The organism is Psychrobacter sp. Cmf 22.2, from assembly GCF_001921745.1.
In the GTDB taxonomy this organism is placed as follows: domain Bacteria; phylum Pseudomonadota; class Gammaproteobacteria; order Pseudomonadales; family Moraxellaceae; genus Psychrobacter.
This window is the reverse complement of sequence record NZ_MRYA01000007.1, coordinates 91,950-105,071: the sequence shown is the minus strand read 5'-3', so window position 1 is coordinate 105,071 and position 13,122 is coordinate 91,950. Positions and strand designations below refer to the sequence as shown.

The following is a 13,122-nucleotide window of genomic DNA, read 5'->3' as shown; positions in this document are numbered from 1 at the left end:
AAATACTATCTTAAACGTAAATTGTTTAAATATTAACTAAAATGGATTTTAACCAAAGGAATATTTATGAGCGATTATCAAGTGAGCAACCCTGCGACTGGCGAAATTGAAGCCACTTACCCGACGGCGACTGAGCAAGATATTCAGCACGCTATTGAGCAAGCAGACAACGCTTATCAAGATTGGCAAAAAACGTCTCTTAGCGAACGTAGTGCGATATTAAATAAAGTCGCTGACATTTACATTGATCGTAAAGATGAGCTGGCACGTATCGTTGCAAACGAGATGGGTAAACCTGTTGGGCAAGCAAAAGGTGAGATTGGTTTAGTTGCTGAGATTTATCGCTACTATGCAGACAATGCTGAGCAGCTATTGGCACCAAATACGATCGATGTTGACCAAGGTTCAGCGTCCGTAGAAAAGTTGCCAGTTGGTGCATTGCTTGGCATTATGCCGTGGAATTACCCGCATTATCAGGTAGCACGTTTTGTCGCGCCAAACGTAATGGCAGGCAATACCATTATCTTAAAGCATGCGCCTCAGTGCCCCAATACCGCAGAAGTCATTGTTGATATCTTAAAAGATGCAGGCTTACCTGATGGCGTGTATAACAATGTGTTTGCTACCAATGAGCAAGCTGCGACTATTATCGAAGATAGTAGAGTACAAGGTGTCTCATTAACAGGCTCTGAGCGCGCAGGACAAGCGGTTGCAAAAATAGCGGGCGGTGCCCTCAAAAAGGTTGTATTAGAGCTTGGTGGTTCTGATGCCTTTATTGTCGCAGCAGACGCTGATATCGAACAAGCTATTAAAGGTGCAATCGAAGGTCGCTTTGGTAATACTGGACAGGCTTGTAATGCCGCTAAGCGCTTAATCATTGTCGATAGCGTATACGATCAATTTGTCAAAGGCTTTACCGATGCTGTACGTGGAATGAGCCTAGCGGATCCGCACCATGAAAAGACTTTTATTGGACCAATGTCATCGAAAAGTGCAGCAGAGAATTTACAAGAGCAGTTGGACAGTGCTATTAAAGCGGGCGCAACCGTGCTCGTTGAGGGTGGTATGGTGAAAGACAAGCCTGGCGCTTGGTTCGCCCCTGCTGTACTGACAGACGTTGATGATTCGATGGATGTTTATCGCGAGGAGCTATTTGGTCCTGTCGCGGTCATCTATAAAGCTCGTGATATCGCTCATGCTATTAAAATTGCCAATGATGTTCCGTTTGGTCTTGGCGCGTCCATTCAGACCCAAGATTCGGCTTTAGCAGCACAGATCGCTGAACAACTAGAAGTGGGTATGGTAACGATTAATTCACCGTCTGGCTCTGAAGCCAACACCCCATTTGGCGGTGTCAAACGCTCAGGGTTTGGTCGTGAGCTTGGCACCCTTGGTATCACTGAGTTTTTAAACTATAAGTTGATTCGTGATAAATCGTAATTAATAGAGTCATTGTTTATACAAACAAAAAGCCTAACATTTGATGTTAGGCTTTCTTGCAATTGGAACCGTAACAAACTTATTTCTTGTAAGGATTCTCTTGTAACCACTGCTGATTGACAATCTTTAACTCTTCTAACTCAGCTGCCATGACCACTTTGCTTTTACCTGGATTTTTCATCGACTCATAAGCAAAGAAGATGATACCCAATATGGTCCAGCCGACGAATATTGACCATTCAATTCCAGAGAGTGCCGATGGCATTCCGGGTAGATATAATACAAACAAGCCCAAACTGAGAATAATGGTAATCATACCGACAACTTTGCCTGCTGGAATCTTAAACGGACGTACCATATTAGGCTCGCGATAACGCAATACCAAAAACGATACTGCTACCAAAGTATAAGCAATGACGACACCGAAACCACCCGCTGTGACGATCCATACTAGCATCTTACGACCAAATAATGGTGCAAGCGTCGCAAGCCCACCGATAAGTAAGATTGCATTGATTGGTGTCTTATGCTTAGGATGTAACTTACCCAAGAAGGCTGGCAGCATATGAGCTTTAGACATCGCATAAAGTAGACGGCTACCACCAATCAAGAAGGCATTCCAGCTTGACATAATACCAAGCACACCACCGATGACCAGTAAGACACCTGCCCATTTGCCTTGCCATGCGGTCTCCATTGCATCAGCAGTGCCTAAAGAGGATGTTTCAGCTAGCGCCAACGGTAGCGTCACGCCTACACTCCAAATGACCGCAACATACCAAATCACCGCGACAATTAACGAGACAATTAAGAATTTACCGATATTTGGACGGGTTAAGTTCATCTCTTCTGCTGCCTGCGGGATAACATCAAAACCCACAAACATAAAGGGAACCATGACGATAACGGCCATAATACCGCCAATACCACCAATGAACGCAGGCGACAACTCAGTGTTTGTCGTTTCAGGATTGAAGAGCAGTGCCCCTATAAACAATAGAACACCAACAATCAAAATACCAGCCACTGCTGTTTTTTGAAACCAAGCACTGACTTCCATACCACGTGTGTTCAGCCAAGTCACTAAAACAGAGCCTGCCATACCGACGCCTGCCCATGTCGCATAGACATCCCACCCTGCTACATTCCATAAATACCCTTGATTATAATTCGGTATCAAATACTCTACCACGGTAGGTAGAGCAACGGCTTCAAAAGCCACGACCGATAAATAACCAAAGAGCATACTCCAAGAGCATATAAAGGAGACATTAACCCCTAAAGCACGGTGGGTATAAGTGTGCTCACCCCCTGTAATCGGCATGGATGAGGTCAGCTCAGCATAGGTCACACCGATCATAACGACCGCAAGTCCACCGACTAAGAACGCGGTGATAGCGCCCCACGTCCCGGCTGAGACTACCCAACCACTAGCCAAAACGACCCAGCCCCAACCTACCATAGCACCGAATGCTAGAGCGATAATATCGACTACCCCTAACGATTTTTTCATTGCAGACATAACTTGCTCCTTGTCCGTGTATCATCCGTGTCAACCTTTTACGGTTAAGCTGGCTTGATTTGATATCTAAAACCTACCGCCTAGACTCTAATACTCATATTACTTGTTTGGTATTAGCGCAAGCAATGGCTTCTCATTACTGTAACTTAAAATATGAACTGACAAAAACAACAACGGCGTCTTGATTTACAAGACGCCGTTATAGAGCTTATTATTCAGAATTAATACTCCAAAAGCGTCCTTGCTTTTATATCTATACCTTACCTTTTAACCAAACTAAAAATTTAGTTAAAACCGATACAATCGTTACGATATGTTTTAGCACAAGGTCGCTAAAACTATACCGTAATTAAGCAGTTAAGATACCTTTAATAATATCAAGACCTTCTTGTAGTACCTCATCTTCGACAGTTAACGGTACCATGATACGAATGGCGTTACCATGCATACCACAAGACGCTAATAGTAGTCCTTGTTCAAAAGCTTTTGCTTTTAGGTTAGCTGTTGCATCCGTATCAGGCTTGCCATCACTATCGATCAACTCAAACGCTAGCATCGCGCCTTTATAGCGGATATGACCGATACTGCTTAGATTCAAGTCTTTTAGGAAATTTGCGATTTTATCGCCAATCTCAACACTACGCTCAAGTAGATTTTCTTCTTCGATGACCTCTATCACTGCCAAAGCAGCTACGCAAGCAAGCGGGTTACCAGAATACGTACCGCCCAAGCCGCCTACTTGCGGCGCATCCATGATATCGGCACGGCCAATCACAGCAGAGATAGGATAGCCACCGGCTAAGCTCTTCGCGCTAGTCATTAAGTCAGGCTCGACACCTAGCTGCTCGCACGCGAATAAAGTGCCCGTGCGCGCAAAACCGCACTGTACTTCATCAAAGATAAGAACAATGCCATGCTCATCACAAATCTCGCGCAGTGCTTTGGCAAACGATGGCGTCACTTGGTGAAAACCGCCCTCGCCTTGTACTGGCTCGATAATCATCGCTGCCACTTCGCTAGGATCGATATCCGCTTGGAAAATCATCTCAAGGCTATGCAGCGCTTGTGCTTCGGTGACGTTCAGCTCTTCTGCTGGAAACAACGCATGAAACACAGGGCCTGGCATCGGGCCAAAGCTCTTTTTGTATGGTAGGACTTTACCCGTCAAGCTCATACACATGGATGTGCGGCCATGCCAGCCACCGACAAAAGAGATGATACCCGGGCGTCCTGTTTTGGAACGAGCAATCTTGACGCAGTTTTCGACCGCTTCTGCACCAGTGGTTAAAAACAAGGCCTTTTTATCACCGCTGATAGGCGCCTTCTCACATAGCTTTTCGGCAAGATCAACATAACACTCGTAGTTCATTATCTGCGCGGCTGTATGCGTAAACTTGTCTAGTTGCTCATGGACACGCTGGGTGATTTTTGGATGGCTGTGACCAGTATTGAGTACTGAGATACCGCCTACAAAATCGATATAACGATTACCTTCAACGTCCCAAACTTCAGAATTTTTTGCTTTTTCTGCAAAAACAGGAAACGCAATACCAAGCCCTTTTGGCAACACAGCTTTACGACGCTCAAACAATGATTGATTGGTAGTAGTCATAGGAATGTCCTTTTCTTTATTTTTAACATAAGTGCCAGTTATTAAGTGGCGGTTCTTGAGTAACGATCTATCTAATAAATACTAGATACCAGAATGTATTAATTTTAATTAATACTAAAAAACTTTAAAACGTCGACCCTCAGCTTAAAATTAATCGGTAAATTATTTAAAAAGCTGAGGGTCAAAAACTAACTATCGAAAACTAAATACGCTAGACAAACTATTAACTGATATCAGAACACCAATACTTGGTCACAACATATTCTTCGATACCGTATTTAGAACCTTCACGGCCGAATCCTGACTGCTTCACGCCGCCAAATGGAGCTACTTCTGTAGAGATAAGTCCCGTATTATGACCGATGATACCGTACTCAAGACCTTCCGAGACGCGCCATGAGCGAGCATAATCTCCGCTATAGAAGTAAGCGGCCAATCCGTAAATCGTATCGTTAGCTCTACGAATCACTTCTTCTTCGTCGTTAAAGGTAAATATGGTAGCGATAGGACCAAAAATCTCTTCATGAGCAATGTCCATGTCACTATCAATATCGGTGATGACTGTTGGGTTATAGGTTAGTTCTGATGCGCTATTGGTGCTACCACCAGCAATTAGTGTCGCGCCTTTATCCAATGCATCTTTGAGTAGTGCTTGTACCTTATCTAGCGCTTTTTTGTTGATCAAAGGACCGATATCCACGCCTTCCTCTAAGCCGTTACCAACGTTTAGTTCAGCTACTTTTTTGACAAACACATCCAAAAACTCATCTTTGATGCTGTCTTGGACATACACACGGTTGGCGCACACACAGGTTTGACCAGCGTTACGATATTTAGAAGCAATCAAGCCTTCGGCTGCTTTTTCAAGATCTGCGTCATCAAAAACGATAAATGGAGCATTGCCACCCAGCTCTAATGACAGCTTTTTGATAGTTGGGGCACACTGAGCCATCAAAGTACGACCCACTTCCGTAGAACCTGTGAATGATAACTTATGAATACGAGTATCGCCTGTGAGAATGTCACCGATCGTTGATGATTTACCAGTAACGACTTGAATGACACCAGCTGGAATACCAGCCTGCTCTGCTAACGCACCTAAGGCTAGCGCAGAAAATGGGGTTTCAGTGGCAGGTTTGATAATCATCGTACAGCCTGCCGCTAATGCAGGCGCAGCTTTTCGAGTAATCATCGCTGCTGGAAAGTTCCAAGGTGTAATGGCTGCACAAACACCCACTGGCTGCTTAAGAACGACGTGACGCAGTTGGGATTGATTGGCAGGAATCACATCGCCATAAACGCGTTTGCCTTCTTCGGCAAACCAGCGAATAAAGCTATTGGCATAACCAATCTCACCGCGCGACTCGGTCAAAGGCTTGCCTTGTTCTGCGGTCATAATGATTGCAAGATCTTCTTTATTTGCATCAATGAGATCTGCCCATTTTTGTAATAATTCTGCACGTTCTTTTGGGGTTTTTGCAGCCCATGCTGTTTGTACGTCGTGCGCATAGGCGACAGCGTCATTGACGTCTTCAGTGGTAAGACTTGGAATAGTGCCAATGACGTCACCACCGAAAGGGTTGCTTACTTCAAGAGTGGCTTCATCACTAGCAGCATGCCATCCATCCTTGATCAAGCAGTGTTGCTTAAGCAGTTCTGGGTTTGACAACTGTAGAGTAGATTGTGACCGTTGTGACATTGTGACGCTCCTTGTCGATTGGACTAATGGCATATTATAAAGGTAGATAAAACGGCTATTAGTAGCTTTAATAATGAGATCGTTTTGATACGACTCTACATAAATAATTATTGATAACTGTTATAATGTTCAATATACTGAACATAGATTCTATATATGAGACATCATTATAAGAATGATGGGATCCATTTTGCAACCTTTATTCTCATTTTCATGACTATTTAACGCTTTATTTTTATTGTTTTTAATTTTACTCACCTTTATAGGCCACTTATGAGCTCAACTGCTGTTCCTGCATTAGACAAAACTTTTCAGATTCTAGATTTGATTACGGCAAGCGCTCAGCCTTTGACAGCCGCTCATATTGCTAAAGAATTAGAACTTCCTCGTAGCTCAACTCATAATATTTTGCAAAGCCTGCTTACCAAACATGTGATTTATAAAGACACTGAAAACCGTTTTCATTTAGGCTCTTATTTGATGTACTGGGCAGGTAAATATGAGCAGCAACAAGGTGTGATCCAGCTATTTAAAGATTTAATCGTACAGTATCCTGCCCTACTACAGCATACCGTCACGCTATCTAAACTGGACTTAGGAGAAGTGATATTTTTGGCCTGTCATGAAGCCCCAGCGCCGCTCGGTTTTACCTTCCGTGCTGGGGTACGTGTGCCTGCCGTATTTTCGGCGACGGGCAAAGCCATGCTCTCAACCTTACCTATAGATACTATAGAAACAATATATGAGGGGCAATTTCCTAAACCACTAACCCCAAATGGCGTCGACAACTTTGTCAGCTTTGCCGATGAGATGGCCGCTATTCATGACAGCCGTATTTCATTAGATGATGGACAGCTACGCGAGGGTATGTATTGCTTAGGTACTTATATCCGTAATGCCTCTGGTCACGCAGTCGCTGGCATGGCTGTCAGCTTTTTGCAAATTGAATATGAAGCCAAACGCGCTGAGGTTAGCGCTGTTTTGATCGAGCTTGCCAAACAGATAGAGCAGCGCTTAGGTTTTATACCTTCACGCTCAGCCTAACTTTGTCGTCCATTTTAACTAAACAATACCGTCTGCTTTAAGTTTGGCTATCGTCTCACTATCATAACCAAGTTCTGCAAGCGTGCTATCGGTATGCTCGCTTAGTCGCGGCGGCGGTGTACGATAAGTTACCGGAGAAGCTGATAACTTAATAGGACTACCAAGCGCTCTTACCGGACTGCCTTGCGCGGCAAAATCAACTATCATCTCACGTGCTTGCGCTTGCGGCATGGCTAAAGCTTCAGCGATGTTATGGATGGCACCGCACGGAATACCCGCCTGCTCTAATGCCTCTAACCAATATACACGCGGATGCTCGGCAAACTTCTTGGCCAGCGCATTGCATAGCAGCTCACGCTCTGCTACTCGGGCAGGATTGGTCATAAAACGGCTATCGGTATGCCAATCTACGCCTAGTACATCACAAAGTTTGGCAAACTGACTGTCATTACCGCATGCTAATATAAAATGCTCTTCACCTTGACCTGCAAACACTTGATAAGGCACGATGTTAGGATGCTGGTTACCCAGTCTTGGCGGCACTTTTTCTGATGCCAAATGGTTCATACCGACGTTCGCCAGCATTGCCAGCGCACTGTCTAGCAAAGCCACATCAACATGTTGACCAAGGCCAGTATGTTGACGCGCTAATAGTGCTGCTTGAATACCGATGGTCAACTGCAAGCCTGCAAATAAATCGACGACCGCAACGCCGACCTTGTGTGGTTCACCATCGCTAGGACCGGTAATACTCATCAGCCCCGACAAGCCTTGAATAATATAATCATAACCAGGGCGCTTAGCATCCGGTCCTGTCTGACCAAATCCTGTCAATGACGCATAAATCAAGCGCGGATTGTCTTGTTTTAGGCTCTCATAGTCTAAACCATATTTTTTGAGACCTCCGACCTTAAAGTTCTCTACCACAATGTCACTATCAGCGATAAGCTGCTTAATAATAGTCTGTCCTTCTGGCGTAGTGATATCGACAGTGAGCGATTTTTTATTACGGTTAATAGTTGCGTAATAAGCAGAAGTATCATCGCTAAACTTGGGCGGTGCCCAATGACGCGTTTCATCACCGATACCGGGACGTTCAACTTTGATGACTTCTGCGCCAAGATCAGCGAGCACTTGTGTAGAAGATGGTCCGGCCAATACTCTTGATAAGTCGAGCACCTTGATGCCGTGTAATGCGCCTTTTGGAGTGTCACTATTACTTAATTGTGCATTAGAAGGTTGCGATGTTGTATTCATGATATTCCCTTACCTTTTTAGAAGCATTTAGATATTTATCATTCTAAGTGCTGATATATCTTGGCACTTTGTTATTCCAGCTTATAAAAAAACGCACGCTAATGTTAAGCGCTGTGTTAAAGGCTAAACAGTAACGTACGTTAGTCGTTAAACATCTATACTGGGTGATAATTTAATCAAACATTCTTAAATGTTTTAGATTAATAAAATGCTTGAATACCCGTTTGAGCGCGTCCTAGGATAAGAGCATGGATATCATGCGTACCTTCATAAGTATTTACTGCTTCTAGGTTCATAACGTGGCGAATAATATGGAACTCATCAGAGATACCGTTACCGCCATGCATATCACGAGCAACACGAGCGATGTCTAATGCCTTGCCGCAGTTGTTACGCTTAATGAGCGATATCATCTCAGGCGCTGCATTATGCTCATCCATCAAACGACCGACTCGTAACGCTGCTTGCAAGCCAAGGGCAATCTCAGTTTGCATATTAGCAAGTTTTAGTTGCACCAACTGCGTCGCGGCTAATGGACGGCCAAACTGTTTACGATCAAGCGTGTACTGGCGCGCGCCTTTCCAGCAAAATTCAGCTGCGCCCATAGCGCCCCATGCGATACCGTAACGGGCTTTATTTAAGCAGCCAAAAGGTCCTTTGAGTCCGCGAATGTCTGGGAAAGCATTGGCTTCTGGAACAAAGACTTTGTCCATGACAATCTCGCCAGTCACTGAAGCGCGTAGTGAAAACTTACCTTCAATCTTCGGTGCAGATAGACCTTTCATACCTTTATCTAAGATAAAACCACGAATCTTGCCTTCATCATCTTTTGCCCAAACGACGAACACATCAGCAATAGGACTATTGGTAATCCACATCTTATTGCCAGTTAGCTCATAACCGCCATCCACAGCACGCGCACGAGTTGACATAGAGGCAGGGTCTGATCCTGAATCAGGCTCGGTTAGACCAAAGCAGCCGACATACTCGCCAGAAGCCAGTTTTGGTAGATACTTCTCTCTTTGCTCTTCAGTACCATACTCATAGATAGGATGCATCACTAAGCTTGACTGCACACTCATCGCTGAACGATAACCTGAATCTACTGCTTCAACTTCTTTGGCAATAAGACCATAAGCCACACTTGACAAACCAGCACAGCCATAGCCTTCGATAGTCACCCCAAGCAGGCCCATTTCACCCATTTGACGCATGATATTACGATCAAAATTTTCGTTACGATTGGCCTCTAAAATACCAGGCATCAACTCTTTTTGAAAAAACTGATGCGAGCTATCATTGACCATACGCTCTTCATCAGTAAGCTGATCACGCAGTAAAAAAGGATCTTCCCAATCAAAACTTGGGCTGGCATTCGTTCGTAGGTTGGTAGGTGCTGACATGTCGTACTCCTTTACTTAAGACGGCTTGTAAAAAACAGTTCATTAGCTTTTTATCAAAGCTATTTATATGATCAGTTAAGTGACAAGCAAATTTTGTTTGACAACTTAGTTCCACTATGCGAAACTAAGTTTCATAATGTAAAACTATTTAAGCAAAATTTATCCCTCTTGTAAACCCTTTTGAATATATATGGTCAAAAAATGACAAAAAACCTGCCAAAACCTACGCTTTTATTAGAAAGGATGAATAATGCCCTTATTCAAAGCAAAGAGGAAGAAGACAGGCAGTTTGTCACAGCGCTTGGTCGTGGTTTGTCTTTACTTGCTGCCTTTGAACATCAAGACCAGTTAAGTCATCAGCAATTATGTCAGATGACAGCACTACCAAAAGCGACCATTACTCGGTTAATTTACACTCTAACCACGCTTGGGTTTTTGCGTATTACCGCACATGGTCAGTATGAGTTGGGTAGTAGCGCGGTACGACTGAGCGCGGCGGCATGGAGTCGTCATGATGCAGTGGCGTTTGCTGAACCTCTGCTACGTCAATTTGCAACACAAAACGAAGTGTCAGTGAACCTAGCCACAGAAATTGAAGGCGAAATGCGTTATCTCGCCTGTTGCCGTAGCCCCGCTCGCCTATCGGTCAACTTACAAGTTGGCTCGGCCGTCCCAGTAGCACGGACAGCCATTGGACGTGCCTTTTATGCAGCAAGCTTACCGACCAGACAAGCACTTATTCGCTCTCATCTACAAGATAGCTTATCCACCACAGATTACAGCCATGCGCAAACAACATTAGATCAGTCAGCAGAATATTATCAACAGCATGGTCATACGCTGTCTGATGGTGAGTACTCTCCTGATATTTTAGCGGTTGCGGTTGGGGTTTTTGATGTAGCCACCGGTCTTTATGAATATTCGTTGAATGCTAGCGTGCCGCGCGCTAACTGGAAAAGCGATGACTATGCGGCTATAATTGTGCCCAAATTGCAGGCCTTGGCTGAGAGTATTGGGAGTGGAGGTTAAGAGTCTTACTGACCAAGCGTCAAAGCATATTGAGAGAAAATACCTCTAAGGAGTTGTTACTCAATGACACCGTTGTAGTGTTATCATAAGTGTATGATATACCCGTCAAATTTATACCTATTATTGATCAAAACGTCAGTCTGGCTTTCTTGTTTATAAAAGATTTATGAAAGACTGCTGTGTGGTCATATATCAACTTATTATCGCCTTTTTAATCTTTACGTATTACTGTTGAGCCTTGCTATGCCCCAATCTCGTACCAATCTAAATCCTGAACCCAAGACCAGCTCTCCTTATTTGGTTGGTTTACTGCTGCGCTATAGCACTTTTGGTGCCGCTATTTTAATTTTTTTGGCAGGACTATTATTAGTCAATTGGTGGCTGATTGTTATTGGCGGGTTGGCAGTAGGTCTAGGTATTTACGACCTTATTCAATCCAAGCATTCTATCTTAAACAACTATCCTGTCGCAGGTCATATCCGTTATGTGCTCGAGGACTTCCGCCCTGAGATTCGACAGTATCTGTTAGAAAATGATAAAGAACAAGTACCGTTTTCGCGTCAGCAGCGCGCCCTTGTGTATCAGCGTGCCAAAAATGTTAGTGATACCAATGCTTTTGGTACATTAGATAACTTATACACGCATGGCAAAGAATGGTTTTTACAGTCGGCAGTCAGCCAGCCCTTAGAGAATAAAGACTTTCGTATCATGGTTGGCGGTGAGCGTTGTCAGCAGCCGCATGATATGTCGGTATTTAATATCTCAGCGATGAGCTTTGGAAGTTTGTCTGCCAATGCCATTATGGCGCTCAATCAGGGTGCTAAGATGGGCGGCTTTACTCATGATACCGGTGAAGGTGCAATTAGCCCGTATCACCGTAAATTCGGCGGTGATTTAATTTGGGAGCTTGGTACGGGTTATTTTGGTTGCCGTGATGAAAATGGCAACTTTGATCCACAGTCCTTTGCCGAAAAAGCAGTCGACCCACAAGTAAAAATGATTGAAATTAAACTTTCACAAGGCGCAAAACCTGGCAAAGGCGGCGTACTACCAGCAGAAAAAATCACCCAAGAGATTGCAGATACTCGTCAGGTCGCTACTGGTCAAGACTGCGTATCACCCTCTTCTCATACCGCTTTTAGTACCCCGCGTGAGCTGGTCGCGTTTTGGCAGCAATTACGTGAGTTATCAGGTGGCAAGCCCGTCGGCTTTAAGCTGTGTATTGGTCAGCCTTGGCAATTTATGGCAATCGTCAAAGCCATGATGGAGACCGACAATTACCCTGATTTTATCGTGATTGATGGTGCTGAAGGCGGTACGGGGGCGGCGCCTGTTGAGTTTATGGACAATGTCGGTATGCCAATGGTTGAAGGGTTTTTGTTGGTACACAATACTTTGGTTGGTGCAGGTATCCGTGACAAGGTTAAGCTTGGCGTTAGTGGTAAGATTGTCTCAGGCTTTGATATTGCTCGAATGATTGCTTTGGGCGCTGACTGGTGTAACTCAGCACGTGGCTTTATGTTCGCCGTCGGCTGTATTCAGTCGCGCTCCTGTCATACTAACACTTGCCCTGTAGGCGTAGCGACCCAAGACCCGTATCGTCAAAAAGCGCTGGATGTACCGAGCAAAGCCGAGCGCGTTGCAAGCTTTCATAAGAATACGCTCAAATCGCTTGCCAGCATCGTCGGTGCCGTCGGTCTGCAACATCCAAGCCAATTGCAGCCTTACCATATTGCACGCCGCCTTGATGATGGGCAAATTAAGCTGCTATCGAAGTACTTTTACTTCACGGATAAAGGTGCTTTACTCGATCACAGCGCCCGAGCAGACGTATTCAATCAGATGTGGGTAATGGCCAATCCTGATAGCTTTTTAGCCAACAACGATGCACTGATTGCTTATAACAAAGACTCGCGTGATAAAGGTAAAGAAACCAGCGCGCCTACAGAAGAAACTGTTGATAACTCAGAATATGATGAAGTCGATGGCGGTCAGCTAATTGGTAATGTGAACAATACCTTTCGCGACGTTCCAACTACTGACCATTAAAAATTAGCTAAATAGTGTTCAGCAGTAAAAATTTATAAATAATATCCGTATTTCAAAAGTTAAGTAA

Annotated in this window: 9 protein-coding genes; 4 read left to right on the top strand and 5 right to left on the bottom strand. The window is 44.3% G+C overall.

Going from position 1 to position 13,122, the window contains the following annotated elements:
• Positions 1-66: 66 nt before the first annotated feature.
• Complete coding sequence (locus tag BTV98_RS11540; RefSeq protein ID WP_058369800.1) at positions 67-1,440, top strand: NAD-dependent succinate-semialdehyde dehydrogenase; 1,374 nt, start codon at positions 67-69, stop codon at positions 1,438-1,440.
• 79 nt (positions 1,441-1,519) lie between these two features.
• Here the strand turns inward: BTV98_RS11540 and BTV98_RS11535 are convergent, their stop codons facing one another.
• From BTV98_RS11535 to BTV98_RS11525, 3 genes are all read right to left on the bottom strand, one after another.
• Positions 1,520-2,962, bottom strand: a complete 1,443-nt coding sequence (locus BTV98_RS11535; protein ID WP_075103647.1) for an APC family permease — start codon at positions 2,960-2,962, stop codon at positions 1,520-1,522.
• A gap of 349 nt (positions 2,963-3,311) precedes the next feature.
• Positions 3,312-4,574 (bottom strand): 4-aminobutyrate--2-oxoglutarate transaminase, encoded by a 1,263-nt coding sequence (gabT, locus tag BTV98_RS11530; protein WP_058369700.1) that lies wholly within the window; start codon positions 4,572-4,574, stop codon positions 3,312-3,314.
• A 223-nt stretch (positions 4,575-4,797) separates the two neighbouring features.
• Positions 4,798-6,273, bottom strand: a complete 1,476-nt coding sequence (locus BTV98_RS11525) for an NAD-dependent succinate-semialdehyde dehydrogenase (RefSeq protein WP_058369699.1) — start codon at positions 6,271-6,273, stop codon at positions 4,798-4,800.
• 273 nt (positions 6,274-6,546) lie between these two features.
• Between BTV98_RS11525 and BTV98_RS11520 the strand changes: the two genes are divergently transcribed.
• Positions 6,547-7,317: an IclR family transcriptional regulator gene (locus BTV98_RS11520; protein ID WP_075103646.1), complete on the top strand. Its 771-nt coding sequence runs from the start codon at positions 6,547-6,549 to the stop codon at positions 7,315-7,317.
• An 18-nt stretch (positions 7,318-7,335) separates the two neighbouring features.
• Here BTV98_RS11520 and BTV98_RS11515 read toward each other — a convergent pair whose 3' ends face one another.
• Together BTV98_RS11515 and BTV98_RS11510 are read right to left on the bottom strand one after the other, a co-directional pair.
• A complete protein-coding gene (locus BTV98_RS11515) occupies positions 7,336-8,574 on the bottom strand; it encodes a CaiB/BaiF CoA-transferase family protein (protein ID WP_058369697.1) in 1,239 nt (412 codons plus the stop codon).
• Positions 8,575-8,774: 200 nt separating this feature from the next.
• Positions 8,775-9,977: an acyl-CoA dehydrogenase gene (locus BTV98_RS11510; RefSeq protein ID WP_058369696.1), complete on the bottom strand. Its 1,203-nt coding sequence runs from the start codon at positions 9,975-9,977 to the stop codon at positions 8,775-8,777.
• A gap of 201 nt (positions 9,978-10,178) precedes the next feature.
• Between BTV98_RS11510 and BTV98_RS11505 the strand changes: the two genes are divergently transcribed.
• Together BTV98_RS11505 and BTV98_RS11500 are read left to right on the top strand one after the other, a co-directional pair.
• On the top strand, positions 10,179-11,006 hold the full coding sequence (locus tag BTV98_RS11505; protein ID WP_075103645.1) for an IclR family transcriptional regulator: 828 nt from the start codon (positions 10,179-10,181) through the stop codon (positions 11,004-11,006).
• A 243-nt stretch (positions 11,007-11,249) separates the two neighbouring features.
• Positions 11,250-13,055, top strand: a complete 1,806-nt coding sequence (locus BTV98_RS11500) for an FMN-binding glutamate synthase family protein (RefSeq protein WP_075103644.1) — start codon at positions 11,250-11,252, stop codon at positions 13,053-13,055.
• The last annotated feature ends 67 nt before the right edge of the window (positions 13,056-13,122 follow it).

Coding starts and splice junctions, on each gene's coding strand:
- BTV98_RS11540 (WP_058369800.1), top strand. CDS start 67: ATGAGCGATTATCAAGTGAGCAACCCTGCGACTGGCGAAATTGAAGCC.
- BTV98_RS11520 (WP_075103646.1), top strand. CDS start 6,547: ATGAGCTCAACTGCTGTTCCTGCATTAGACAAAACTTTTCAGATTCTA.
- BTV98_RS11500 (WP_075103644.1), top strand. CDS start 11,250: ATGCCCCAATCTCGTACCAATCTAAATCCTGAACCCAAGACCAGCTCT.
- gabT (WP_058369700.1), bottom strand. CDS start 4,574: ATGACTACTACCAATCAATCATTGTTTGAGCGTCGTAAAGCTGTGTTG.
- BTV98_RS11505 (WP_075103645.1), top strand. CDS start 10,179: ATGACAAAAAACCTGCCAAAACCTACGCTTTTATTAGAAAGGATGAAT.
- BTV98_RS11535 (WP_075103647.1), bottom strand. CDS start 2,962: ATGTCTGCAATGAAAAAATCGTTAGGGGTAGTCGATATTATCGCTCTA.
- BTV98_RS11510 (WP_058369696.1), bottom strand. CDS start 9,977: ATGTCAGCACCTACCAACCTACGAACGAATGCCAGCCCAAGTTTTGAT.
- BTV98_RS11525 (WP_058369699.1), bottom strand. CDS start 6,273: ATGTCACAACGGTCACAATCTACTCTACAGTTGTCAAACCCAGAACTG.
- BTV98_RS11515 (WP_058369697.1), bottom strand. CDS start 8,574: ATGAATACAACATCGCAACCTTCTAATGCACAATTAAGTAATAGTGAC.